Genomic DNA, 23876 nt, shown 5'->3' on the forward strand with positions numbered 1-23876 from the left:
AGTCCTTTTGACCCTCGTGGCCTTAACGACCAATTGCCAGGTAATAAAACTGTGCGGGGGTCTGCCCTAAATTGCGAAGAATGACGTTGGCTTTGCTGATCGCTTTGACTTGTCCGATGTAGGTTGTACCGACACTCGCGTCTACAGCTGTATTGGGGTAACTCGTGAAGACCGAAGGGTTCACCAGAGGATAGGCAACCGGGAACACTTGCAGGTAGTTGCTTCCCGATGCAATCGCATTTGTCATACCCCACTGGATGATCAAACCACCCAACCACGTCGGGAACACAACGTAACTGCCACTCATATCCCCCGAGACGCTGATCGAGAAACCCCAGCGAAGCTTCTTCGGCGTCACTATGGTGACGTCACTGACACCAGCATCTGTCTGAACCTGACTGGCGACTTTCGCCGTACCTTGGTTCAGTTCAGTCGCTTGCTGCGCCAGAACCGCTAAAGCGGCTATATCGATGTTTCCCTGATTGACCGATGCGTTCCAGGCTTTGATGCACCACATCACTGCCACGTTACGTGGACGGGTCTCGGTCGAAGTGCGTGCGACTCGAGACGCATCAAAATTCAAGCCGTGGTAACCACTACTTGCTGACGAAGGCAATGCAACACCCGAAACGTTCAAGGACGTAAAAGCACCGCCTGCTGTCTTGACGTCGATGTACCCATCAAAACCGCCTTGAATATTTTGCAAGGCATCGAGTTGATAGGTGCCGAGTTCTCGACCGATATCAATCCCACGCCCATGATCCCAACCACGCAAGAATTCCCCACGAGCTTCCGGCAAGCGGAAGTTGCCCGCACCCTCATCCCCTTTGTTGAACTTGCCAGCCAAATAGGCGCTCAAGTCCGGGTAGGTCGCGCTGCTCTTGACGCTGTTATCCAGCTCGAGAAAACCCGGCGGCAGCGTGTCGACAGGGAAAGCGACAATCGACCCCACCGGCAACGCCGAAGCCTTGACGATCAGCGCCTCGACTTCAGCCTTGGTGTAGGAATCCTTGATGCCGAAACCGGCCAGGGTGTCGGGATTCGCCCCCGCCGTGGCCCGGCCATATTCGTCAACGGTCAGGCTCTTGTAAGAACCGGCGGCAATCCCGGTACGCCCGGCCAGCATCTTGAACGTCAGCGCAGTGGTGCCGAGGGTGATCGGCGCATTGGTGGTCAGGTGCCAGAGCGAATCACCGTTCGCCGTACCCTCCTCCACCATCACCGTCAGGCCCGGGGTGACCTTGGCGCTGACGTTGGCATCGTTGGCACGCAGCCAGCCGCCATTGGCAACGACCCACAGGCCGTTGTCCTTGGCCAGGGTCTGGTTCGGCAGCAGGACGCGGTCGCCGGCAATCACTGCCACACCGTCGATCTGCTGGGCACCGTTCAATACGACGTTGCTGGTAGCAGCAACGCGAACCGATTGCTTGCCATCGAGTTTGCCGAGCTCTTCGGCGAGGTAACTCATGACCCAGGCGCGGGTGGCTTTCACGACGCTGTCATCAATCAACAACGTCACCAACGAAGCATTGCTGGTCTCGAAAATCGAGCGAATATAAAACTCTTTGCCCGACCCCGACGTCGCCAGAACCGGCTTGAACGACTCCGGGTATTTGACGATGGCGTAGAGAATCCCGGTGTCGGTCCACAGCCCCGCTTCACGCACATACCAGCCGCCGACATCCGGCGGAATGGTCACTTCAGCGAGCAGCCAGCTCGGGTTTTTCTCGTCCTGGAACAGTGCATTGAGCGGGCCGCGCCAGACTTCGCGCTTGAGCGCGGTGGCGGTGGCCGCCGGGTTGTAGACTGCGTCGTCGCCATCGCCGACGGAAATCTGCGTCAGCTTGATCGGCACGCCCGCCGCCTTGCAGGCGGTTTCGTAGGCAATCCCTGCGTTGGTGAGCAGGGTGTAGTAGTCAGCCATTAGGCCCCCTGAGGATAAATAGTGGATGTTTCGACGGTGTACAGACCGGCCGCCATGAACGCTTCGCCCGAGGCTTCGAGCCCTTCGATGACCACCGGATAAATCGTGGTCAGCTCACCGCAGACTGTCGCGGCGCCGATGACGTGACTGCCGAAAGCGCTGAGGCCGACCGACACCGAGAGAATGTCGCGCTCGCTTTTGGCGTCGGCCAGGCGACGGTCGAGACGGGCATCGATGAGTTCGCTGTAGGGCAGATCGGTGAACGCGCGCACGGAAAAGCTGTAAGGCGCGCCGGGCGGTGTCTGTTCGTACCAGGCACGGATTTCCGGGCGCAGTTGCAAACCCTTGGCCGCGTTTTCCAGTGCCTTGCGAGTGCCGGCCTGGCGCGCGGTGGGCCAGGCCAGTTCGACGGTCAGGCGTTTTTCCGTTTCCGGCGCGTCGCTGCTCCATTCGGCAACGCCGCGATCCGCCGCGAGATACGGCAGAAACGCGACCGGAGTTTGCTGCGGGTTCATCAGCTCGGGAAACGGCGGCGCGATGCGATCGAGCAACGCGCCGAAACCCAGATCGAGTCCTCGCTCCAGTGCCGAGCTGTTGGCCGGCAATAAGGTCGGACGCTGTGCCTGATCACTCATAGCGTCTGCACCTCGACCTCGACCGCCGTGCAATACGGCGCCTGGAACGCGCTGGTGACGATCGGCTCCAACGGCTCGAGAATCTGCAATTGCACGGCGCCGGCGCTGTGCAGGGTGTAATCGATCCAGCTCGGGTCGACCCGCCCTTCCAGGCGATGGCAACTGTCGGCGTAGGCCTGCAAATGCTGCTGCGCGGCGACTTTGGTCAGGCCCGAATCGGGGCCGGAATTGATCTTCGCCACCACGCGGATCTTGTAGCGCTGAATCTCCGCGCCCTGCACGGTGACCAGATCGGTTTCCGGTCGCACATCCGGTCGAGCAAAGTGCTGACGGACGCCGTCGAGCAGCGCGGCGGACGGCGTACCGTCGGCCTCTCGCGAGAGCACGGTGACCCGCACTTCGCCGGGCGCCGTGCGGCGACCGTTGCCGTCCTTGACCTGCGCGGCGAGGCCGTCCGGGTCAAAGGTGTAGGTGACATTCACCACGCCGGCGTCGGTGGATTCGACTTTCACCGTCGGACGTTCGCCAAGGGTGAAGATCTCGCGGCGATACTGCATACGCGAACCCGCCGCCGGTGCGTGGGGTGCCAGGTAATAGCGCAGCCGCGCGTCATCGTCGCTTTCGTAGATGGCGGGTACAGGCGGGAACGCGGCCGGATCACCGGGATCGAGCAACTGCCGTTCCAGGCCCATGTCCGCCAGCCGCGCATCAAGATTGCTGCCGGTCGCCCACCACGCCAGCATCTGCTTGATCCGGGCGTTGTATTTGCGTTCGTGGGTTTGCAGCCGCACACAGAAAGCCTCGAGCGCCAGCGTCAGCAGTTCGCTCTCGTTTTCCAGGCTGGTCTGCAATTTCGCCGCGTTTTGCGGTGAACGGGCACCGACGTATTCGACGACGAAGGTCTTGAATTCGGCGAGCAGGTCTTCGAACGCTTCGACGGTAATCAGCGCAGGCTCAGCCAACTGATTCTGGCCGGGGATCAACATGCTCATGTCACTACCTCGAAAGTCTGTTGACGGTTTTTCCAGGTGCCGGCGAAACGCAGCAGCAGACCGGCGCCCTGGCGGGTGGCGACGATCACCTGCGGCAGGAAATCGTCGATGCCGTTTTGCGGGTTGTAGAACGCCTGCGCCGCATGGCTTTGAGCCAGGATCAGCAGGTCATCGCCCAGGTTCTGCCCCAACAGCGTAGGGATCAGCGAGCCATACAAGGGGCGTTTCTGCCGGGTGCCCAGCGGTGTGGTCAGGGCGTGGGTCGCGCGCTGCACGAACTGCAGCCAGTCGTCGACCGTGGCCCCGGTGTCTCTATCGATTCCGATCATGGGAAGGCTCTTGAATCAGGGGCTGATGACGCGGCCCTGGTGATCGACCAACGGGCCGCTGAAGTGGACGCCCGAGGCGTCGATCGTCAGGCCAACCGCGCCCAGTTGCAGGCTGATCGCCTGCGGGGTCATTGCCAGTCGCGCCGGGCCGATGCTCAGTTCCAGCGCCTGGCGCGAACCGCTGAACGCCGCCGGACCGTTCTGCCAGTGCAGAATGTGCGTGGCGTCGTCGTAGCCGCTTTCGCTGCCGTCCTGATGAACCCGACGGGTCAGCGTCGGTATCGTTGAAGCCGGAGGAAAACGGTCGCTGTTCAAACCGAACAGCGCCACGCTCTGTGCGCCGCTTTCGCCGCTGCCGTAGTTGAGCAGCAGGCATTGCTCACCCGCCGTCGGGATTCGCGACTCGCTCTGGGCACCGGCGCTCGGGTTGAAGAACTTGATGGACGGCGTGAGCAATCCACCATGGCTGACCTTGCAGGTGTTGCTCGCGGGGTCGACCTCCTGACAAATGCCGATGCGACAGAAACTCTCGGCGCGGCGGTGCAGGTCCTCGATCTCCGCTTCCATCTCGGCGAGCCGCTCGATGATCGGCCCCAGTTGCAGCTGGATAAGCGAATCGAACACGGTTCAACCCTCCAGCGGGGTGTATTGATCGGGATCGTCGATGTCGCTGACCTCCCAGGTACGGGCGAATTTCGGGATGCCGAGCGGGTCGTCGAGCAAGGTCGGGCCAAGATAGAGGGTCTGGTCGAACGTCAGGGTCCAGGCCTTGTACGACTGGTCTGCGCGCAGAAATACTGATGGCAGACCGTCAAGGTTCATCGGCAAATCGCATTGGTCGCCGGCCAGCCCCCAGCGGTTGTCGGTGACCAGATTCTTCAGGGCCGCAATCAGGTCGCAGGCCGCGAACGCCGTGGCAGCAACCGCCGGAATCACTTGCAGTGACACCGTCAGCACATGGGCAATTCGTCCATCGGCGGCGCGTGCGCCCTGGGCATTACGATCAAAGTCGATCAACACCCAGGCCTGATTGCCGGGTGCCGAAAAGTCATCGTGGTTGCCAACCTGTACGTTCAGGGCGGCGGTGTTGCGCAAGGTTGTCGCCATCGCCGTGAACAGCTGCGAAGGCTGCTGGATCGGTGCGGGCATGCTTGACCTCCTTTTCAGATGTCCACGCACAGCCCCGCTGCCGAGGTTGCAGCGAGGCTGGAAAATGTCGGGTTAGGGTTGATCGTGGGGTGGCAGTTCGCTAACGCCGATGCGCTTGGCAGCCCAGCGTTCGTATAGGCCGATGGCCACGTCGGCGCCGGCCATCGCGGTCAGGCAGCCGAAGGCGCCGGCCGCCCAGATCGACATGCCGGCGGCGTACAACAGCATGATGGCCGAGACGCCGCAGATCATGCAGGCGCCGGAGCGCAGCGCCAGACGCCGCAACAGTGGCCAGCCCCGGGCGCCTTCCTTGTCGGCGCGCCACATTTCGCCGGACACCCCGCCCACTACCGCGAGGAGGATGACCAACCAGATCGGCATGTCCGCCAACGCTTGTTGCTCGTTTGTCATGTCACGCCTCCTGGGGGTGATTGATGAGTGATGGATGATGGGTTCAATCGGTTTCTCGTGAGGTAGGCATTCCAAAAAGCCCGGCTGAAAAACCGGGCTTTTCAGTAATGCGCTCCTTCGCCTTCCTTTCATCCTTTAAACCGAAAGGAAGCTGACTTTTCGGCGCTACTGGCGCGGTACGAGTCCATTCAAATTGTTTTTCCGACCGCGGTCCCTGCCCGCCGGATAACTGCTCTCGGTGCTTTACGCTGCACACCCGGGTCAGTTGCCAACCCTCTGAACCGTTGAGGCCGGTTCATCGCTGCCTGTTCTTGTGGAACTAAAGAGCTTTCTTGCCAGCCGCTTTGTCGAGCGGCTTGGTGGCAAGAATATGCATGGATGCATATACAGTCAATGCATAAATGCATTTATTTATGCACAACAAATGCACGAGCGCATGGAAGGCCCGCCAATCAAGGCGTCGAGGATTTTCGCCAGGCGAAAAAAAACCCGCCGGTGGGCGGGTTTTGTCTGAAAACGGTGGGGTTATCGGGCGTACATGCCCCACCAGAAGACGTGACCGAGGATGACGATCTGCTCTTCCTGGATTTCCTGGAAGCTGTAGTCCTCGTCCGGATGTTCATCGCGATTGAAACTGCGCAGGCGAATGCCGGTGGGCAGGCGATAGAGTTGCTTCACCCGCAGCTGACCGTTGTGGTTGATCGCATAAAGGTCGCCATCGACGATGTCGCCAATCCCGCACTTGCCGGCATTGACGCCAACCGTGGCACCGTCACGCAGGACCGGCAACATGCTGTTGCCGCGCACGGTGACGCATTTGGCCTGGTCGAACTGCACCCCGTTGTGGCGCAGGCTGCGCTTGCCAAAGCGCAGGCTAGAGCGTTCGCTCTCTTCGATAACGAATCTTCCTGATCCAGCAGCCAATTCAACCTCACGAAGAAAGGGCACCGACACCTCGTCGTCATCGACAGGCGTGTCGTCGTCCCACAGGCTTATGTCCTTGAGTTCTGCATGCACATCATCACGCCCGGAACCGGCCGCTTGCGCGACATCCGCGCGCCCGCGCAACTGATCGGTGCTCACGGCGAAGTACTCGGCGATCTTCGAGATGTGCTTGTCCGAAGGATCGACGATCTTCCCGCTGAGAATCCGCGAAAGTGTGGATTGAGGCACGCCGGTGCGACGGTGAAGCTCCGTAGGGGAGATCCCGTGCTGGTCGAGCAGCGCTCTTAATACGGTAGATACGTTGCGTTTTTGCATAACGCGCATAGTGCTTGAAGTTTTTTCGGAAGACAAATGCTGATTTGCATAAAGCGTGCATAAATACGCATTTTGCAGCAGAAACATGTCAACCGACCACGATGCCTGCGTCCAACAGACCGCCCATGGTAATCTTGCGCCCATCGCGGAAATGCCCGGCCACTGCCGCGCTTTTGCCCCACACCTTTCAACGAGTTTCCTGACAAGCCGATGAATAAAGCCGTCTCCGATCTGTCCTCCCACACTCCGATGATGCAGCAATACTGGCGCCTGAAGAATCAGCACCCGGATCAGCTGATGTTCTACCGCATGGGCGACTTCTACGAGATCTTCTATGAAGACGCGAAGAAAGCGGCCAAGTTGCTGGACATCACCCTGACCGCTCGCGGGCAGTCGGCGGGGCAGGCGATTCCAATGTGCGGGATTCCGTATCACGCGGCGGAAGGTTATCTGGCGAAGCTGGTCAAGCTTGGCGAGTCGGTGGTGATCTGCGAGCAGGTCGGCGACCCGGCCACCAGCAAAGGGCCGGTGGAACGTCAGGTGGTGCGGATCATCACCCCGGGCACGGTCAGCGACGAGGCACTGCTCGACGAGCGTCGCGACAACCTGATCGCGGCGGTGCTGGGCGATGAGCGTCTGTTCGGTCTGGCGGTGCTGGACATCACCAGCGGCAACTTCATCGTGCTGGAGATCAAGGGCTGGGAGAACCTGCTGGCGGAACTGGAGCGGGTCAACCCGGTGGAACTGTTGATCCCGGATGACTGGCCAAAGGATCTGCCGGCGGAAAAACGCCGTGGGGTACGTCGTCGTGCGCCGTGGGATTTCGAGCGCGACTCGGCGCTGAAAAGTCTCTGCCAGCAGTTTTCCACCCAGGACCTGAAAGGTTTCGGCTGCGAGACCCTGACCCTGGCCATCGGCGCCGCCGGTTGCCTGCTGGCCTACGCCAAGGAAACCCAGCGCACCGCCCTGCCCCATTTGCGCAGCCTGCGCCACGAGCGCCTGGACGACACCGTGGTGCTGGACGGCGCGAGCCGCCGCAACCTGGAACTCGATACCAACCTGGCGGGCGGTCGCGACAACACCCTGCAATCGGTGGTCGATCGCTGCCAGACCGCCATGGGCAGCCGTTTGCTGACCCGCTGGCTGAACCGTCCGCTGCGTGACCTGACCGTTTTGCTGGCACGCCAGACATCGATCAGTTGCCTGCTTGACCGCTATCGCTTCGAAAGTCTGCAGCCGCAGCTCAAGGAAATCGGCGATATCGAACGGATCCTCGCGCGAATCGGCCTGCGCAATGCCCGCCCGCGCGACCTCGCTCGCCTGCGTGACGCACTGGGCGCCCTGCCTGAACTGCAAGTGGTAATGGCCGACCTGGAAGCGCCGCACCTGACCCGACTGGCGACGACCACCAGCACCTACCCGGAACTGGCTGCGCTCCTGGAAAAAGCCATCATCGACAACCCGCCAGCGGTGATCCGCGACGGCGGCGTGCTGAAGACCGGTTACGACAGCGAGCTCGACGAGCTGCAATCGCTGAGCGAAAACGCCGGCCAGTTCCTCATCGACCTGGAAGCCCGGGAAAAGGCCCGCACCGGCCTTGCCAACCTGAAGGTCGGCTACAACCGAATTCACGGCTACTTCATTGAACTGCCGAGCAAGCAGGCCGAGTCGGCTCCGGCCGACTACATTCGGCGCCAGACCCTCAAGGGCGCGGAGCGCTTCATCACGCCGGAACTCAAAGAGTTCGAAGACAAGGCGCTGTCGGCCAAGAGCCGCGCGCTGGCCCGCGAGAAGATGCTGTACGAGGCGCTGCTGGAAGATCTGATCAGCCAGTTGCCACCGCTGCAGGACACCGCCTCGGCGCTGGCCGAGCTGGACGTGCTGAGCAACCTGGCCGAGCGTGCGCTGAATCTCGACCTGAACTGCCCGACGTTCGTCAGCGAGCCGTGCATGCGCATCACCCAGGGTCGCCACCCGGTGGTCGAGCAGGTGCTGACCACGCCGTTCGTGGCCAACGACCTGAGCCTCGACGACAACACGCGAATGCTGGTGATCACCGGTCCGAACATGGGTGGTAAATCCACTTACATGCGGCAAACCGCGCTGATCGTGTTGCTGGCCCATATTGGCAGCTTCGTACCGGCGGCCAGTTGCGAACTGTCGCTGGTGGACCGGATCTTCACCCGTATCGGTTCCAGCGACGACCTGGCCGGCGGACGTTCGACCTTCATGGTGGAAATGAGCGAAACCGCCAACATTCTGCACAACGCCACCGAACGCAGCCTGGTGCTGATGGACGAAGTCGGGCGCGGCACCAGCACCTTCGACGGTCTGTCGCTGGCCTGGGCGGCGGCCGAGCGCCTGGCGCATCTGCGCGCCTATACGCTGTTTGCCACTCACTATTTCGAGCTGACCGTGCTGCCCGAAGCCGAGCCGCTGGTAGCCAACGTGCATCTCAATGCAACCGAGCACAACGAGCGCATTGTGTTCCTGCACCATGTACTGCCGGGGCCTGCGAGCCAGAGCTATGGCCTGGCGGTGGCGCAGTTGGCCGGCGTGCCGAGCGAAGTGATTGTGCGTGCCCGCGAGCATCTGAGTCGTCTGGAAGACACCGCCCTGCCCCACGAGGCGCCGAAACCGGTCAAGGGCAAACCGGCCGCACCACAGCAGAGCGACATGTTCGCCAGCCTGCCGCATCCGGTACTGGATGAACTGGCCAAGCTCGATCTGGATGACATGACCCCACGTCGTGCGCTCGAAATGCTCTATACACTAAAGACACGGATCTAACGCATACGGCTTCAAGCTGTTAGAATCTCGCGCGGTTTGGGTGCTGCAGGCTAATAGCCTGGCCTGCAGACATCACTCCCGAACCTGGCGACCCCAACCGTGAAGGGGCTCCGCTGCCGCCGCCTGAGGAGAAAATTAGAAATGACCTTCGTCGTCACCGACAACTGCATCAAGTGCAAGTACACCGACTGCGTAGAAGTCTGTCCGGTGGACTGCTTTTACGAAGGCCCGAACTTCCTGGTGATTCACCCGGATGAGTGCATTGACTGCGCCCTGTGCGAGCCAGAATGCCCGGCCGTTGCAATTTTCTCCGAGGACGAAGTCCCGGAAGAGATGCAGGAGTTCATCCAGCTGAACGTCGAGCTGGCCGAGATCTGGCCGAACATCACCGAGAAGAAAGAATCGTTGCCCGATGCCGAAGAGTGGGATGGCGTCAAAGGCAAGATCAAAGACCTCGAACGCTGATTCGTCCGCCGTTCTCGAAAAGGCCCTTTGCGGGCCTTTTTGCTTTTCTGCAGGCAAAAAAAAGGGGCGGTTTGACCCGCCCACATTTTTCCCTATTCCCTGTGTTCCTTTTCATCGTCCTGATGAATCGCCTCCTGCGATGTCCATTCCCCTCATCCTTGAAGGGCGTGTCTGTCCGTCGACACAACCCAGATACTAAAGAGTTCCCTGACGGGAGCAACGGGCCGAATCCACCGAAGCGCACCGTCACAAGGGCTTAACATTAAAAAATAATCATATAAATCAAATAATTATAAAGAAGCACACGCTTCAATGGACGTCTGCCGCAGTGTAAAAATAGCGAACACTTACGAAAGAGTAAGCCAGGGCTTACAACGCGAGACTACAACGCGGCGACCGTAAAAAATCCGCTTGCCACCCATCCAGGCGCAACAAAAAAGCCCCGAACCAGTCGGGGCTTTTTGTGGGCGGTCATTTGAGGCGCTTACTGGAACAGCGACTCGCTCGACAGGCCATTCTTCTCGAGAATTTCCCGAAGGCGCTTGAGGCCTTCCACCTGGATCTGTCTCACCCGTTCCCGGGTCAGGCCAATCTCCAGACCTACATCCTCCAGCGTGCTGCTCTCGTGGCCGCGCAGGCCGAAGCGGCGCACCACCACCTCGCGCTGCTTGTCGGTCAGCTCCGACAGCCATTGATCGATGCTCTGCGACAGATCGTCATCCTGAAGCAGTTCGCACGGATCGGTAGGACGATCATCCGTGAGGGTGTCCAGCAGGGTTTTATCCGAGTCCGGACCCAGCGAGACGTCGACCGAAGAAACCCGCTCGTTCAGGCCCAGCATGCGCTTGACCTCGCCTACCGGTTTTTCCAGCAGGTTGGCGATTTCTTCGGGTGAAGGTTCGTGATCGAGCTTTTGTGTCAGCTCCCGCGCAGCCCGCAGGTACACGTTGAGCTCCTTGACCACATGGATCGGCAGCCGGATGGTCCGGGTCTGATTCATGATCGCGCGCTCGATGGTCTGACGAATCCACCAGGTCGCGTAGGTCGAGAAGCGGAAACCGCGCTCGGGATCGAACTTTTCCACCGCCCGGATCAGTCCGAGGTTGCCCTCTTCGATCAGATCCAGCAGCGACAGCCCCCGATTGACGTAACGCCGGGCGATTTTGACCACCAGCCGCAGGTTACTTTCAATCATGCGCTTGCGCCCGGCGGGATCGCCACTTTGCGACAGACGCGCAAAATGAACTTCTTCCTCCGGGGAGAGCAATGGGGAAAAGCCGATTTCGTTGAGATACAACTGCGTGGCATCGAGTGCCCGCGTGTAGTCGATGTACTTGTGTTGTTTAAGTGAAGCGGAGTGTTTGGATTTGGAACGAACGGAAGGTGAAGGAACCCCTTCATCATTCGACATCGAATCCGAAGCGAAGTCGGTCTCCATAAGGAGAACCTCATCGTCGATGTCAAACTCCGGCACTTCTTTACTGAGAGCCATTGTTATAGTCCTTTGGTGAGTTCGACCCCAAGCTCAAGCGACGCCTTTATCCTTGGCAACGCTGGAGCCTGTCCCCTCTACGCGACGGAACAGGCTGGCCTTCAAATCAACGTCTTGGCAGGAACTGCAGCGGATCTACAGGTTTACCTTGTCGGCGAATCTCAAAATGCAGTTTCACCCGGTCTGTACCCGTTGACCCCATTTCGGCAATTGTCTGTCCGACCTTGACCTGCTGCCCCTCCCGTACCAACAGCCGACGGTTGTGTCCGTAAGCACTGACGTAGGTTTCGCTGTGTTTGATGATGACCAATTCGCCGTAGCCCCTTAAGCCACTCCCGGCGTAAACCACCGTCCCATCAGACGCAGCTAAAACAGGCTGTCCCAAATCTCCGGCGATATCAATTCCTTTATTCAAACTACCGTTTGAAGAGAATTTACCAATCAGAATGCCATTAGATGGCCATCCCCAGCCGGTCGGGGCCGGGCCTGGTGGAGGCAATGGAGCGGGTGCCGGCTTGTTGGCGACGGACGGTACAACCGCCGCAGAACCGGTGGTTGTGGTGGTTGTCGTGCCATTCGCCTGGCGCCGGATTACCGTGGTTTTACTGGACGAAGACGGCGAGGAACTGGTGCTACTCACCACGGCAGCCGGCGTTGAATCGGTGCGACCGTCGAAGCGAATTGTCTGACCCGGATGGATCGTATACGGCGTAGGAATATTGTTCCGGGCAGCGAGGGCTTTGTAGTCCCAGCCGTAGCGAAACGCGATCGAAAACAACGTATCGCCCTTACGGACTACATACTGCCCGGTCGTCACCGTAGGACGCTGGGCCACCGCGTTGTTGCGATCGACCACGCGCACGTTGCTCGATTTGGTGCTGGAGCAACCGACCAGCAAGGTGCTCAAGACAAGGCCAGTCACCAGGCGCTGAAAGCTCGTGTTACCCATACGCTGCGCAATGACTGTGAGACTCACCCGCCGCTCCCTTTGTGGTGGCTGAAAATTGTGAAATGCCGCAATCGGGCATGCAGTGTTGCAAGTATAACCGGCCAGACCAGCTTCACCTTTAATGAAGCCTTTTCCTTCGCCGCACACGTTTGCTCTATATAGATGAACTGTTTAAGCAAACTTCGCCGCTGTAAGACAAAGGCACTCGAAAGGAATTCAGCGCCCTTGAATAAATGCTCAGGCCAGCGGCCCGTTGAGCAATGGAACGAAGCGCACCGCTCCCAGAACGTGTCGGGAAAAACCGTGCTCTTCGCGCACGATCAGCATCAACTGTTGCACTTCACCGGAGCCCACCGGAATCACCAGGCGCCCGCCCGGTGCCAACTGGTCAAGCAAGGCCTGAGGCACATCGGTAGCCACTGCGGTCACGATGATGCCGTTGTACGGCGCCAGCGCCGGCCAGCCTTCCCAGCCATCGCCCCAACGGAAGACCACATTGCGCAGGTTCAGCTCGACCAGGCGCTCCTTGGCGCGATCCTGCAGCACCTTGATCCGCTCCACCGAAAACACCCGCTCGACCAACTGCGACAACACGGCAGTCTGGTAACCGGAGCCAGTGCCGATTTCCAGCACCTTGTCCAGCGGCCCGGCCTCGAGCAACAACTCGCTCATGCGCGCGACCATATAAGGCTGGGAGATGGTCTGGTTATGGCCGATCGGCAAGGCCGTGTCTTCATAGGCACGGTGCGCCAGCGCTTCATCGACGAACAGATGACGCGGCGTGCGACGAATCACCTCCAGCACCTTGGCGTTGGACAGGCCTTCTTCATACAGACGCTGGATCAGGCGCTCGCGCGTACGCTGGGAGGTCATCCCGATGCCGCTGCGCAGCCTGTCGTCTTGTTCACGAGCCATTAGTTGAGGCCCTCCAGCCAGCCGTCGAGCGTTCTGAAGGCATCATTGAAGGTGCGATCGAGCTGCAACGGAGTGATGGAAACGTAGCCCTGCATCACCGCGTGGAAGTCTGTGCCCGGACCACCATCCTCGGCATCGCCGGCGGCAGCAATCCAGTAACCGGCCTTGCCGCGCGGATCGACCACTTTCATCGGCGCTGCCGCGCGGGCGCGGTGACCGAGACGCGTCAGGGCAATGCCGCGAATGTGATCGATCGGCAGATTGGGAATGTTCACGTTCAGCACCGTGCGCGGTGGCAGATCGAGCCCGGCGTGGGCCTCGACCAGTTTGCGCGCAAAGTGGGCGGCGGTGGGCAGATTGTCGACCTGACGCGAGACCAGCGAGAAGGCAAACGAAGGGCGCTCGAGAAAGCGTCCTTCAAGGGCGGCGGCCACGGTCCCGGAATACAGCACGTCGTCGCCCAGATTGGCGCCGAGGTTGATCCCGGAAACCACCATGTCCGGTTCGCGCTCCAGCAAACCGTTGAGCCCCAGATGCACACAATCGGTCGGCGTGCCATTGAGGCTGATGAAGCCGTTGGCCAGGTATTGCGGGTGCAACGGACGATCGAGCGTCAGCGAACTGCTGGCACCGCTCTTGTCCTGTTCCGGGGCGATAACCACGCACTCGGTGTAATCCGCCAGCGCAGCATAAAGCGCGGCAAGACCGGGTGCGGTTACCCCATCGTCGTTAGAAATCAGAATACGCATGGGCTGTCCGTCTGCCCCACCGGCACCAGATCAACGAGTTCGCGCACCAGTACGGTGGCGAAGCATCCAGCCGGGAGGACGAATTCCAGTTGCAGAATGTCAGGCTCGGGATAATGCCACGTCAACCCGCCAATGGGCAGACGCAGGATGCGACGTTCGTGGCTCATACCGGCATTAATCAACCAATCGCGCAGATCCGCCTCGCGTGCGGCAATTTCCTGCTCCAGATCATGGACAACCCCGGTCGCCGGCGAGTCACCTTCGCCCCACTGAGGACCGGTCGGATGCAGGTCGAGAATCGCCAGGCGCGGGTCGCTGCACTCGGCTTCACCGGCAGGAAAAAAGCTGCGGCTGTCAGTGAATGCCAATAGATCGCCAACCTGCGCACGTTGCCAGGTGCCATCGGCGACACGCGCGGCCAGCACCTGGTTGAACAGAAAACTGCGCGCCGTCGACAGCAGGCGCGAGCGCACATTGCGCTGCTCCGGCAACGCTTTGCGCGCCGCCCACGAACGGGCGTCGACCACGTTGCCGCCGTCATGACCAAAACGCTGGGCGCCGAAATAATTCGGGATGCCTTGTTTGCGGATCAGTTGCAGACGCTCTTCGATCGCGGCCTTGTCGCCCGCGAACTGGGTCAGACGCAAAGTGAAGCCGTTGGCCGAGTGCGCACCGCGTTGCAGTTTGCGCTTGTGGCGAGTGGTCTTGAGGATCTTCAGCGTGTCGTTTTCCGCCGCCGACAGGTCCGGATCCGCCTTGCCCGGCAGTTGCACGCTGAACCATTGGCGGGTCAGCGCCTGGCGATCCTTGAGCCCGGCGTAACTGACCGTGCGCAGCGGCACGCCGGCAGCCTTGGCAATCCGGCGCGCGGCCTCTTCAGTATTCAGGCCGCGTTTTTCCACCCAGATCCACAGATGCTCGCCATCGCCGCTGAACGGGATATCAAGCACTTCATCGACCTGGAAATCTTCGGCGATGGCTTTCAGTACCGCTGTGCCGAGCGCGTCACCATAGGCCCGGGGGCCAAGCAATTGCAGTTCATTCATGCGCGTAGCAACAAGGCAACGGAATGTACGGCGATGCCTTCTTCGCGACCGACGAAACCGAGTTTTTCGGTGGTGGTGGCTTTGACGTTCACTTGATCCAGCTCAACTTGCAGATCGGCGGCGATCAGCGCGCGCATCGATTCGATATGCGGGGCCATTTTCGGCGCCTGGGCAACGATGGTGTTGTCGACATTGCCGACTTTCCAGCCCTTGGCGTGAATCAGGCTGACGACGTGGCGCAACAGCACACGACTGTCGGCGCCCTTGAATTGCGGGTCGGTGTCCGGGAAGTGCTTGCCGATATCACCCAGCGCCGCCGCGCCGAGCAAGGCATCGCTCAAGGCGTGCAGCAGGACGTCACCGTCGGAGTGAGCGAGCAGCCCGAAGCCGTGTGCGATACGCACACCACCCAGAGTAATGAAATCGCCTTCAGCGAAACGGTGCACATCATAGCCGTGGCCAATACGCATAAAAAAACGCCCCGATTTTTGTCAGGGCGTGATTCTACCTGCATTAGCCCCGAAGGGCTTGTGCGTGATGCTGCAAGTGGTCGTCAATGAAGCTCGATATGAAGAAATAGCTATGGTCGTAGCCCGGTTGCAGGCGCAACGTCAGCGGATGACCCGCCTGTTTGGCCGCCTGTTGCAGGGCTTCGGGCTTGAGCTGGGTGGCGAGGAAATCGTCGCGATCACCCTGATCGACCAGCAATGGCAACTTTTCGTTCGCCTCGGCGATCAACGCGCAGGCATCCCATTCGCGCCACTTCGAACGGTCTTCGCCCAGGTAGCGGGAGAATGCCTTTTGGCCCCACGGGCAATCCATCGGGTTGTTGATCGGCGAAAACGCCGATACCGACTGGTAACGCCCCGGATTGCGCAAGGCGCAGACCAGTGCACCGTGCCCACCCATGGAGTGGCCGCTGATGCTGCGTTTGTCCGATGCGGGAAAATGCGCCTCAACCAGTGAAGGCAATTCCTGCACGACATAGTCATGCATCCGATAGTGCCGCGACCAAGGCTCCTGCGTGGCGTTCAAATAGAAGCCGGCACCCAGGCCAAAGTCCCAGGCACCGTCCGGATCACCCGGCACGTCGGCGCCGCGCGGGCTGGTGTCGGGCGCCACGATCATCAGTCCAAGCTCAGCAGCCATGCGCATGGCGCCGGCCTTCTGCATGAAGTTTTCGTCAGTGCAGGTCAGGCCCGACAGCCAGTACAACACCGGCAGCTTGCCACCCTGCTCCGCCTGCGGCGGCAGGTACACGGCGAAAACCATGTCACAACCCAGCACGTCGGAACGATGACGATAACGCTTGTGCCAGCCGCCGAAACTCTTCTGACAGGAGATGTTCTCCAGACTCATGTAAAGACTCCTACGCGACCACGGCAACAGACCTACAAAGCCTGCCGCCATGGAGACGCGATTGATCAGAAATGAATGACGGTACGGATGCTCTTGCCTTCGTGCATCAGGTCGAATGCCTTGTTGATATCTTCCAGACCCATGGTGTGGGTGATGAAAGTATCCAGCGGGATTTCGCCGCTCTGGGCCATGTCGACGTAGCTTGGCAATTCGCTGCGACCCCGCACGCCGCCGAATGCCGAACCGCGCCAGACGCGACCGGTCACCAACTGGAATGGACGGGTGGCGATTTCCTGGCCGGCACCGGCCACACCGATGATGACCGACTCACCCCAACCCTTGTGGCAGCATTCGAGGGCGGCGCGCATCAATTGCACATTGCCGATGCACTCGAAAGAGAAGTCGACGCCGCCGTCAGTCATGTCCACGATCACTTCCTGGATCGGACGATCGAAGTCTTTCGGGTTTACACAATCGGTGGCACCCAATTGCCTGGCGATCTCGAACTTGGCCGGGTTGATGTCGATGGCGATGATCCGCGCAGCCTTGGCTTTTACCGCGCCGATCACTGCCGACAGACCGATGCCGCCCAGACCGAAGATGGCTACGGTATCACCCGGCTTGACCTTGGCCGTGTTGATCACCGCACCGATGCCGGTGGTCACGCCGCAACCGAGCAGGCAGACCTTTTCCAGCGGTGCGTCCTTGGAAATCTTCGCCACGGAGATTTCCGGCAGTACGGTGTACTCGGAGAAGGTCGAAGTCCCCATGTAGTGGAAAATCGTTTCGCCCTTGTAGGAAAAGCGCGAAGTACCGTCCGGCATCAAACCTTTGCCCTGAGTCGCGCGAATCGCCTGACACAGGTTGGTCTTGCCCGATTTACAGAATTTGCATTGGCCGCATTCCGGGGTGTACAGCGGGATAACATGATCACCGACAGCTACCGAGGTCACGCCTTCGCCAATGGCTTCGACGATTGCACCGCCCTCATGGCCGAGGATTGACGGAAAAATCCCTTCCGGATCTGCGCCGGACAGGGTGTAGGCGTCAGTGTGGCAAACCCCGGAAGCCACCACACGCAGCAACACTTCACCGGCCTTGGGCATGGCGACATCGACTTCTACGATTTCCAGCGGCTTCTTGGCCTCGAAGGCAACGGCGGCGCGCGACTTGATCATGCTGACTCTCCAGTGAATCCATTGAATAAAAAACCAGACAGGGAGTGTAGTCCAGCGCTGCCTGGTGAATAATCCGGACAAAAGCAAAACATTATTGCCATACAGGGATAATCTCGATGTCCGAAAATCGCTGGGAAGGCATCGACGAATTCGTCGCCGTCGCCGAATGCAGCCAGTTCACCGCCGCCGCCGAACGACTTGGGGTTTCTTCCTCGCACATCAGTCGCCAAATCGTACGACTGGAAGAGCGCTTGCAGACACGACTCCTGTATCGCAGCACCCGGCGAGTCACGCTGACCGAGGCCGGCCAAACGTTTCTGCAACATTGCCAGCGCTTGCAGGATGGCCGTGAAGAAGCGTTGCGCGCGGTCGGCGACCTGACCAGCGAACCGAAAGGCATGCTGCGCATGACCTGCGCCGTGGCCTATGGCGAACGTTTCATCGTGCCGCTGGTGACCCGGTTCATGGGGCATTACCCGCAACTGCGCATTGATATCGAGCTGACCAACCGGCAACTGGATCTGGTGCATGAAGGCCTGGATCTGGCGATTCGCCTGGGACGATTGCAGGACTCACGGCTGGTGGCGACCCGTTTGGCACCGCGACGGATGTACTTGTGTGCGTCGCCTTCCTACCTTGAACGGTACGGGCGCCCACACAGTTTGTCGGAGCTGAGTCGGCACAACTGCCTCATCGGCAGTTCGGACCTCTGGCAACTGGAACAGAACGGGCGGGAATTTTCCCAGCGCGTCCAGGGAAACTGGCGCTGCAACAGTGGGCAAGCGGTGCTCGACGCGGCGTTGCAAGGCGTCGGGTTGTGCCAGTTGCCGGACTATTACGTGCTGGAGCATTTGCACAGCGGTGCGTTGATTTCCTTGCTTGAGGCGCATCAACCGCCGAACACGGCGGTGTGGGCGCTGTATCCGCAACAACGCCATCTGTCACCGAAGGTGCGCAAACTGGTGGATTTCTTGAAGGAAGGATTGGCTGAGCGGCCGGAATACCGGATCTAGCGGCGATTCGCCCAGCGCTGGCGCAACCACTCCAGATCCTCAGGACGGGTGACCTTGAGGTTATCCGCCCGCCCCTCGATCAGACGCGGCGCCATGCCGGCCCACTCCATCGCCGAGGCTTCATCGGTGATCACGGCATCGGCCACCAGACTGTCCGCCAGCGCCCGGTGCAACGCACCGAGGCGGAACATCTGCGGGGTATAGGCCTGCCAGATCACACTGCGGTCAACGGTTTCGACCACTCGACCGTGCTTGTCGACCCGTTTCAGGGTGTCTCGCGCCGGCACGGCCAGCAGGCCTCCGACCGGATCGTCGGCGAGTTCGGCCAGCAGCCTGTCGAGATCATCGCGGCTCAGGTTGGGACGGGCCGCATCGTGCACCAGCACCCAATCGTCATCGTCGGCACCTTGGGCATGCAGATGCAGCAAGGCGTTGAGCACCGAGGCAGAACGTTCGGCACCACCTTCGACCCGCTGAATACGCGGATCGCTGACGCAAGCCAGGTTCGGCCAGTAGGGATCGTCAGCAGCAAGACTGACCACCAGGCCCTTGAGGCTCGGGTGATCGAGGAAACAGCCGAGGCTGTGTTCAAGAATTGTGCGCCCGCCCAGTTGCAGATATTGCTTGGGACGGTCCGCGGCCATACGGGCACCGACGCCCGCGGCAGGAATCACGGCCCAGAAGGCCGGCAGGGAATCGATCATTGGGCCAACTGGTAAAGGGTTTCACCGTCCTTGACCATGCCCAGCTCATGGCGAGCCCGTTCTTCGACGGTCTCCATGCCCTTCTTCAACTCGCTGACTTCAGCGTCCATCACCCGGTTGCGCTCCAGCAGGGCTTCGTTCTCGGCGTGCTGATCGGCGATCTGCTGATTCAGCTCGGCGACTTGCGCCAGACTGCCATTGCCCACCCACAGGCGGTATTGCAGACCGGCCAGCAGCAAGAGCAAAACGAGAAACAACCAGTAAGGACTGCGCATCGAATATCAGGTATCCAGTGAAAAAAGACAGCCACGCAAAACTTTGAAACGTCTGATAGCACGAAGCCTGGAAGATCCAGGCTTGTGCATATAAGGCATCAGATTAGTGGCAAATCCATCGCTGTCACGACTTTTCCGACACAATCCGGTGTCTTTTTACCATTTACAACTTAGCCGCGGAACTCGCTGCGACCGTTGTACTTGGCCTTGCCATTCAACTGCTCTTCGATACGCAGCAGTTGGTTGTACTTGGAAACGCGGTCGGAACGGCACAGCGAACCGGTCTTGATCTGGCCAGCCGAGGTGCCCACGGCCAGGTCGGCAATGGTCGAATCTTCGGTTTCGCCGGAACGGTGCGAGATCACGGCGGTGTAACCGGCAGCCTTGGCCATCTGGATGGCTTCCAGGGTTTCGGTCAGGGTGCCGATCTGGTTGAACTTGATCAGGATCGAGTTGGCGATCTTCTTGTCGATGCCTTCTTTCAGGATCTTGGTGTTGGTCACGAACAGGTCGTCGCCCACCAGTTGGGTCTTCTCGCCGATCTTGTCGGTGAGGATCTTCCAGCCAGCCCAGTCGGACTCGTCCAGACCGTCTTCGATGGAGATGATCGGGTAACGCTCGGTCAGGCCTTTGAGGTAGTCGGCGAAACCTTCAGCGGTGAACACCTGGCCTTCGCCGGACAGGTTGTACTTGCCGTCTTCGAAGAACTCGCTGGCTGCGCAGTCCAGCGCCAGGGTCACGTCGGTGCCCAGCTTGTAACCGGCGTTGGCCACCGCTTCGGAGATCACTTTCAGCGCGTCTTCGTTGGAAGCCAGGTTCGGTGCGAAACCACCTTCGTCACCGACGGCAGTGCTCAGGCCACGGGCCTTCAGCACGGCTTTGAGGTGATGGAAAATCTCGGTGCCCATGCGCAGACCTTCCGAGAAAGACTTGGCGCCCACCGGCTGAACCATGAACTCCTGGATGTCGACGTTGTTATCGGCGTGCTCGCCACCGTTGATGATGTTCATCATCGGAACCGGCATCGAGTAGACACCCGGGGTGCCGTTCAGGTTGGCGATGTGTGCGTACAGCGGCAGGTCCTGGTCCTGTGCGGCAGCCTTGGCGGCAGCCAGGGACACGGCGAGGATGGCGTTGGCACCCAGGGTCGCCTTGTTTTCAGTACCGTCGAGCTTGATCATCGCGTGATCCAGGGCTTTCTGGTCGCTTGGGTCGGTGCCCAGCAGCAGATCGCGGATCGGACCGTTGATGTTGGCTACCGCCTTGAGCACGCCCTTGCCCAGGTAACGGCTCTTGTCGCCATCACGCAGCTCCAGCGCTTCGCGCGAGCCAGTGGAAGCACCGGACGGCGCGCAAGCGCTGCCGATGATGCCGTTATCGAGAAGCACGTCCGCTTCCACGGTGGGATTGCCACGGGAGTCGAGGACTTCACGACCTTTGATGTCGACGATTTTTGCCATTGTTGTAAACACTCCAAAGTTGACGAAAACGACGCAGCTAGAGGAAATCTTTTTGCCGTCGGCAAGAGGTGTGCAGCGGGCAGCTTGCAGACGACAACGCTCATGCCCGAGGGCATGAGCGACAAATCGTGCGGTACTTTACCGGAGAAATGAGGTTTACGCGGTCTCTACCGTCGGAAAACTCTTCACCAGTTCGTCCAAAGCCTTGAGCTGGGCCAGGAATGGCTCCAGTTTGTCCAGACGCAAGGCGCAAGGGCCGTCGCATTTGGCGTTGTCCGGATCCGGATGCGCTTCGAGGAACAGACCTGCCAACGACTGGCTCATGCCAGCCTTGGCCAGATCGGTGACCTGGGCGCGACGGCCGCCGGCGGAGTCAGAACGACCGCCTGGCATCTGCAGCGAGTGGGTCACGTCGAAGAACACCGGGTATTCGAACTGCTTCATGATGCCGAAGCCGAGCATGTCGACCACGAGGTTGTTGTAGCCGAAGCTCGAACCACGCTCGCAGAGGATCAACTGATCGTTACCCGCTTCCACGCACTTGCTCAGGATGTGTTTCATTTCCTGAGGCGCGAGGAACTGGGCTTTCTTGATATTGATCACCGCGCCGGTCTTCGCCATCGCCACGACCAGATCGGTCTGACGCGACAGGAAAGCCGGCAACTGGATGATGTCGCAGACTTCAGCGACGGGCTGAGCCTGTTCCGGCTCGTGGACGTCGGTGATGATCGGCACGCCGAAGGCTTGTTTGATGTCCTGGAAGATGCGCAGGCCCTCTTCCAGGCCAGGACCGCGATAGGAGGTCACAGAAGAACGGTTGGCCTTGTCGAAACTGGCCTTGAACACGTAAGGGATACCGAGTTTCTCGGTGACCTTCACGTACTCTTCGCAAACCTGCATGGCCATGTCGCGGCTTTCCAGCACGTTCATGCCGCCGAACAGCACCATGGGTTTGTCGTTGGCAATCTCGATGTCGCCGACGCGGATGATCTTCTGTGCCATCGGGTTACGCCTTCTTCTGGTGTTGAGCCAATGCTGCCTTGACGAAACCGCTGAACAGCGGATGGCCGTCACGCGGAGTCGAGGTGAACTCTGGGTGGAACTGGCAAGCGACGAACCATGGATGATCCGCAGCCTCGACCACTTCAACCAGTGCGGCGTCAGCCGAGCGACCGGAGATTTTCAGGCCGGCTTCGATCAGTTGTGGCAGCAGGTTGTTGTTCACTTCGTAACGGTGACGGTGACGCTCGACAATCACGTCCTTGGCGTAGCAGTCATGCACCTTGGAACCGGCTTCAAGCAGGCATTCCTGAGCGCCGAGACGCATGGTGCCGCCCAGATCGGAGGCTTCGGTACGGGTTTCGACGGCACCGGTGGCATCTGCCCATTCGGTGATCAGGCCCACGACCGGGTGGCCGCTGGCGCGGTCGAACTCGGTGGAGTTCGCGTCTTTCCAGCCCATCACGTTACGGGCGAATTCGATAACCGCCACTTGCATGCCGAGGCAGATACCCAGGTAGGGAACCTTGTTCTCGCGAGCGTATTGAACGGCAGTGATCTTGCCTTCCACGCCACGCAGACCGAAGCCGCCCGGCACCAGAATCGCGTCGACACCTTCCAGCAGAGCGGTGCCCTGGTTTTCGATGTCTTCGGAGTCGATGTAGCGCAGGTTGACCTTGGTGCGGTTGGTGATGCCGGCGTGACTCATCGCTTCGATCAGCGACTTGTAGGCGTCCAGCAGCTCCATGTACTTGCCGACCATCGCGATGGTGACTTCGTGCTCCGGGTTCAGCTTGGCATCGACGACCTTTTCCCACTCGGACAGGTCGGCGCCATTGCATTGCAGGCCGAAACGCTCGACGACGAAATCGTCCAGACCCTGGGCGTGCAGCACGGCCGGGATCTTGTAGATGGTGTCGACGTCTTCCAGAGAGATCACCGCACGCTCTTCAACGTTGGTGAACAGGGCGATCTTGCGACGCGAGGACACATCCACCGGATGGTCGGAGCGGCAGATCAGCACGTCTGGCTGCAGGCCGATCGAACGCAGCTCTTTAACCGAGTGCTGGGTCGGCTTGGTCTTGGTCTCGCCAGCGGTGGCGATGTACGGAACCAGGGTCAGGTGCATCAGCATCGCGCGCTTGGAACCGACTTCCGCGCGCAGTTGGCGGATGGCTTCGAGGAACGGTTGCGATTCGATGTCGCCGACCGTACCGCCGATTTCCACCAGGGCCACGTCGGCATCGCCGGCGCCCTTGATGATGCGACGCTTGATTTCGTCGGTGATGTGCGGGATCACCTGGATGGTTGCGCCCAGGTAGTCACCACGGCGCTCTTTGCGCAGCACGTGCTCGTAGACACGGCCGGTGGTGAAGTTGTTGTTCTGGGTCATGGTCGTGCGGATGAACCGCTCGTAGTGGCCCAGGTCCAGGTCGGTCTCGGCGCCGTCGTGGGTGACGAACACTTCACCGTGCTGGAACGGGCTCATGGTGCCCGGGTCGACGTTGATGTACGGATCCAGCTTGAGCATGGTGACCTTAAGCCCCCGCGCCTCCAGGATGGCCGCCAATGAAGCCGAGGCAATGCCTTTCCCCAATGAAGAAACAACACCGCCCGTGACGAATATGTAGCGCGTCATGAAAAACCCTAGAAGTCTGCGTTAAAGCGGTCAGTGCCGCCGGGGAAAGCGAAGGAAGGCCGAAGCCCCCGATCACCTGCATTAATCACAGTGCACCTTTCAAAAAAACCGCCGCGTTGGGACAGACCGGAAGTGAAAACACC

24 protein-coding genes are annotated in these 23876 nt (G+C 60.1%); 3 read left to right on the forward strand and 21 right to left on the reverse strand.

Annotation, left to right across the window (positions count from 1 at the left end; translation table 11 throughout):
* Nucleotides 1–22: 22 nt before the first annotated feature.
* From KVQ74_RS18450 to KVQ74_RS18485, 8 genes are all read right to left on the reverse strand, one after another.
* A complete protein-coding gene (locus KVQ74_RS18450) occupies nt 23–1924 on the reverse strand; it encodes a phage tail-collar fiber domain-containing protein (RefSeq protein ID WP_217832608.1) in 1902 nt (633 codons plus the stop codon).
* Nucleotides 1924–2559 (reverse strand): phage tail protein I, encoded by a 636-nt coding sequence (locus tag KVQ74_RS18455; protein WP_217832609.1) that lies wholly within the window; start codon nt 2557–2559, stop codon nt 1924–1926. The genes KVQ74_RS18450 and KVQ74_RS18455 overlap by 1 nt, the downstream gene beginning before the upstream one ends.
* Nucleotides 2556–3551, reverse strand: a complete 996-nt coding sequence (locus tag KVQ74_RS18460) for a baseplate J/gp47 family protein (protein WP_217832610.1) — start codon at nt 3549–3551, stop codon at nt 2556–2558. The genes KVQ74_RS18455 and KVQ74_RS18460 overlap by 4 nt, the downstream gene beginning before the upstream one ends.
* Nucleotides 3548–3880, reverse strand: a complete 333-nt coding sequence (locus KVQ74_RS18465; protein WP_217832611.1) for a phage baseplate protein — start codon at nt 3878–3880, stop codon at nt 3548–3550. The genes KVQ74_RS18460 and KVQ74_RS18465 overlap by 4 nt, the downstream gene beginning before the upstream one ends.
* Before the next feature lie 15 nt (nt 3881–3895).
* On the reverse strand, nt 3896–4504 hold the full coding sequence (locus KVQ74_RS18470) for a phage baseplate assembly protein V (RefSeq protein WP_217832612.1): 609 nt from the start codon (nt 4502–4504) through the stop codon (nt 3896–3898).
* 3 nt (nt 4505–4507) lie between these two features.
* On the reverse strand, nt 4508–5029 hold the full coding sequence (locus KVQ74_RS18475; RefSeq protein WP_217832613.1) for a hypothetical protein: 522 nt from the start codon (nt 5027–5029) through the stop codon (nt 4508–4510).
* A gap of 72 nt (nt 5030–5101) precedes the next feature.
* Entirely contained in the window at nt 5102–5440 is a 339-nt protein-coding gene (locus KVQ74_RS18480; protein WP_217832614.1) for a phage holin family protein, read from the reverse strand.
* 525 nt (nt 5441–5965) lie between these two features.
* Complete coding sequence (locus tag KVQ74_RS18485; RefSeq protein ID WP_217832657.1) at nt 5966–6700, reverse strand: LexA family transcriptional regulator; 735 nt, start codon at nt 6698–6700, stop codon at nt 5966–5968.
* A gap of 210 nt (nt 6701–6910) precedes the next feature.
* On the opposite strand from KVQ74_RS18485, the gene mutS reads away from it, so the two are divergent.
* Nucleotides 6911–9490 (forward strand): DNA mismatch repair protein MutS, encoded by a 2580-nt coding sequence (gene mutS / locus KVQ74_RS18490; RefSeq protein WP_217832615.1) that lies wholly within the window; start codon nt 6911–6913, stop codon nt 9488–9490.
* Nucleotides 9491–9631: 141 nt separating this feature from the next.
* Complete coding sequence (gene fdxA / locus KVQ74_RS18495; protein WP_007908827.1) at nt 9632–9955, forward strand: ferredoxin FdxA; 324 nt, start codon at nt 9632–9634, stop codon at nt 9953–9955.
* A gap of 484 nt (nt 9956–10439) precedes the next feature.
* Here the strand turns inward: fdxA and rpoS are convergent, their stop codons facing one another.
* The 8 genes from rpoS to KVQ74_RS18535 all read right to left on the reverse strand — a co-directional run bounded on the left by rpoS (nt 10440) and on the right by KVQ74_RS18535 (nt 17643).
* Nucleotides 10440–11447 carry an RNA polymerase sigma factor RpoS gene (gene rpoS / locus KVQ74_RS18500; protein ID WP_217832616.1) on the reverse strand — a complete coding sequence of 336 codons (1008 nt, stop codon included), beginning with the start codon at nt 11445–11447 and terminating at the stop codon, nt 10440–10442.
* A gap of 106 nt (nt 11448–11553) precedes the next feature.
* A complete protein-coding gene (locus KVQ74_RS18505; RefSeq protein ID WP_217832617.1) occupies nt 11554–12423 on the reverse strand; it encodes a peptidoglycan DD-metalloendopeptidase family protein in 870 nt (289 codons plus the stop codon).
* 210 nt (nt 12424–12633) lie between these two features.
* Nucleotides 12634–13269 carry a protein-L-isoaspartate(D-aspartate) O-methyltransferase gene (locus tag KVQ74_RS18510; RefSeq protein WP_177327338.1) on the reverse strand — a complete coding sequence of 212 codons (636 nt, stop codon included), beginning with the start codon at nt 13267–13269 and terminating at the stop codon, nt 12634–12636.
* Nucleotides 13270–13310: 41 nt separating this feature from the next.
* Entirely contained in the window at nt 13311–14060 is a 750-nt protein-coding gene (gene surE, locus KVQ74_RS18515; RefSeq protein ID WP_217832618.1) for a 5'/3'-nucleotidase SurE, read from the reverse strand.
* A complete protein-coding gene (gene truD, locus KVQ74_RS18520; RefSeq protein WP_217832619.1) occupies nt 14048–15106 on the reverse strand; it encodes a tRNA pseudouridine(13) synthase TruD in 1059 nt (352 codons plus the stop codon). The genes surE and truD overlap by 13 nt, the downstream gene beginning before the upstream one ends.
* On the reverse strand, nt 15103–15576 hold the full coding sequence (gene ispF, locus KVQ74_RS18525) for a 2-C-methyl-D-erythritol 2,4-cyclodiphosphate synthase (RefSeq protein ID WP_007954821.1): 474 nt from the start codon (nt 15574–15576) through the stop codon (nt 15103–15105). The genes truD and ispF overlap by 4 nt, the downstream gene beginning before the upstream one ends.
* A 43-nt stretch (nt 15577–15619) precedes the next feature.
* Complete coding sequence (gene fghA / locus KVQ74_RS18530) at nt 15620–16465, reverse strand: S-formylglutathione hydrolase (RefSeq protein WP_217832620.1); 846 nt, start codon at nt 16463–16465, stop codon at nt 15620–15622.
* A 65-nt stretch (nt 16466–16530) separates the two neighbouring features.
* On the reverse strand, nt 16531–17643 hold the full coding sequence (locus KVQ74_RS18535) for an S-(hydroxymethyl)glutathione dehydrogenase/class III alcohol dehydrogenase (RefSeq protein ID WP_217832621.1): 1113 nt from the start codon (nt 17641–17643) through the stop codon (nt 16531–16533).
* A gap of 116 nt (nt 17644–17759) precedes the next feature.
* Here KVQ74_RS18535 and KVQ74_RS18540 point away from each other — a divergent pair, with 116 nt between their 5' ends.
* Nucleotides 17760–18656, forward strand: coding sequence for a LysR substrate-binding domain-containing protein (locus KVQ74_RS18540; protein WP_217832622.1), 897 nt, complete (start codon nt 17760–17762; stop codon nt 18654–18656).
* Here the strand turns inward: KVQ74_RS18540 and ispD are convergent.
* The 5 genes from ispD to KVQ74_RS18565 all read right to left on the reverse strand — a co-directional run bounded on the left by ispD (nt 18653) and on the right by KVQ74_RS18565 (nt 23733).
* The gene (gene ispD / locus KVQ74_RS18545) at nt 18653–19360 is read right to left on the reverse strand and encodes a 2-C-methyl-D-erythritol 4-phosphate cytidylyltransferase (RefSeq protein ID WP_217832623.1); all 708 of its coding nucleotides are present in this window, start codon (nt 19358–19360) and stop codon (nt 18653–18655) included. The genes KVQ74_RS18540 and ispD overlap by 4 nt on opposite strands.
* Entirely contained in the window at nt 19357–19635 is a 279-nt protein-coding gene (gene ftsB, locus KVQ74_RS18550) for a cell division protein FtsB (RefSeq protein WP_003222158.1), read from the reverse strand. The genes ispD and ftsB overlap by 4 nt, the downstream gene beginning before the upstream one ends.
* Before the next feature lie 170 nt (nt 19636–19805).
* Complete coding sequence (gene eno, locus KVQ74_RS18555; protein WP_007954808.1) at nt 19806–21095, reverse strand: phosphopyruvate hydratase; 1290 nt, start codon at nt 21093–21095, stop codon at nt 19806–19808.
* A 156-nt stretch (nt 21096–21251) separates the two neighbouring features.
* Complete coding sequence (gene kdsA, locus KVQ74_RS18560; RefSeq protein ID WP_217832624.1) at nt 21252–22097, reverse strand: 3-deoxy-8-phosphooctulonate synthase; 846 nt, start codon at nt 22095–22097, stop codon at nt 21252–21254.
* A gap of 4 nt (nt 22098–22101) precedes the next feature.
* Nucleotides 22102–23733, reverse strand: a complete 1632-nt coding sequence (locus tag KVQ74_RS18565; protein ID WP_217832625.1) for a CTP synthase — start codon at nt 23731–23733, stop codon at nt 22102–22104.
* Nucleotides 23734–23876: the final 143 nt, after the last annotated feature.

The sequence above is a fragment of the Pseudomonas botevensis genome (genome assembly GCF_019145475.1).
GTDB lineage: Bacteria > Pseudomonadota > Gammaproteobacteria > Pseudomonadales > Pseudomonadaceae > Aquipseudomonas > Aquipseudomonas botevensis.

What these genes read in the sequence shown, in the direction of transcription:
- fdxA (WP_007908827.1), top strand. Translation starts at nt 9,632, where the DNA reads ATGACCTTCGTCGTCACCGACAACTGCATCAAGTGCAAGTACACCGAC.
- eno (WP_007954808.1), bottom strand. Translation starts at nt 21,095, where the DNA reads ATGGCAAAAATCGTCGACATCAAAGGTCGTGAAGTCCTCGACTCCCGT.
- surE (WP_217832618.1), bottom strand. Translation starts at nt 14,060, where the DNA reads ATGCGTATTCTGATTTCTAACGACGATGGGGTAACCGCACCCGGTCTT.
- mutS (WP_217832615.1), top strand. Translation starts at nt 6,911, where the DNA reads ATGAATAAAGCCGTCTCCGATCTGTCCTCCCACACTCCGATGATGCAG.
- rpoS (WP_217832616.1), bottom strand. Translation starts at nt 11,447, where the DNA reads ATGGCTCTCAGTAAAGAAGTGCCGGAGTTTGACATCGACGATGAGGTT.
- ispF (WP_007954821.1), bottom strand. Translation starts at nt 15,576, where the DNA reads ATGCGTATTGGCCACGGCTATGATGTGCACCGTTTCGCTGAAGGCGAT.
- KVQ74_RS18565 (WP_217832625.1), bottom strand. Translation starts at nt 23,733, where the DNA reads ATGACGCGCTACATATTCGTCACGGGCGGTGTTGTTTCTTCATTGGGG.
- ispD (WP_217832623.1), bottom strand. Translation starts at nt 19,360, where the DNA reads ATGATCGATTCCCTGCCGGCCTTCTGGGCCGTGATTCCTGCCGCGGGC.
- truD (WP_217832619.1), bottom strand. Translation starts at nt 15,106, where the DNA reads ATGAATGAACTGCAATTGCTTGGCCCCCGGGCCTATGGTGACGCGCTC.
- KVQ74_RS18450 (WP_217832608.1), bottom strand. Translation starts at nt 1,924, where the DNA reads ATGGCTGACTACTACACCCTGCTCACCAACGCAGGGATTGCCTACGAA.
- KVQ74_RS18460 (WP_217832610.1), bottom strand. Translation starts at nt 3,551, where the DNA reads ATGAGCATGTTGATCCCCGGCCAGAATCAGTTGGCTGAGCCTGCGCTG.
- KVQ74_RS18485 (WP_217832657.1), bottom strand. Translation starts at nt 6,700, where the DNA reads ATGCAAAAACGCAACGTATCTACCGTATTAAGAGCGCTGCTCGACCAG.
- KVQ74_RS18510 (WP_177327338.1), bottom strand. Translation starts at nt 13,269, where the DNA reads ATGACCTCCCAGCGTACGCGCGAGCGCCTGATCCAGCGTCTGTATGAA.
- KVQ74_RS18480 (WP_217832614.1), bottom strand. Translation starts at nt 5,440, where the DNA reads ATGACAAACGAGCAACAAGCGTTGGCGGACATGCCGATCTGGTTGGTC.
- KVQ74_RS18455 (WP_217832609.1), bottom strand. Translation starts at nt 2,559, where the DNA reads ATGAGTGATCAGGCACAGCGTCCGACCTTATTGCCGGCCAACAGCTCG.
- KVQ74_RS18465 (WP_217832611.1), bottom strand. Translation starts at nt 3,880, where the DNA reads ATGATCGGAATCGATAGAGACACCGGGGCCACGGTCGACGACTGGCTG.
- KVQ74_RS18540 (WP_217832622.1), top strand. Translation starts at nt 17,760, where the DNA reads ATGTCCGAAAATCGCTGGGAAGGCATCGACGAATTCGTCGCCGTCGCC.
- kdsA (WP_217832624.1), bottom strand. Translation starts at nt 22,097, where the DNA reads ATGGCACAGAAGATCATCCGCGTCGGCGACATCGAGATTGCCAACGAC.
- KVQ74_RS18535 (WP_217832621.1), bottom strand. Translation starts at nt 17,643, where the DNA reads ATGATCAAGTCGCGCGCCGCCGTTGCCTTCGAGGCCAAGAAGCCGCTG.
- KVQ74_RS18475 (WP_217832613.1), bottom strand. Translation starts at nt 5,029, where the DNA reads ATGCCCGCACCGATCCAGCAGCCTTCGCAGCTGTTCACGGCGATGGCG.
- ftsB (WP_003222158.1), bottom strand. Translation starts at nt 19,635, where the DNA reads ATGCGCAGTCCTTACTGGTTGTTTCTCGTTTTGCTCTTGCTGCTGGCC.
- fghA (WP_217832620.1), bottom strand. Translation starts at nt 16,465, where the DNA reads ATGAGTCTGGAGAACATCTCCTGTCAGAAGAGTTTCGGCGGCTGGCAC.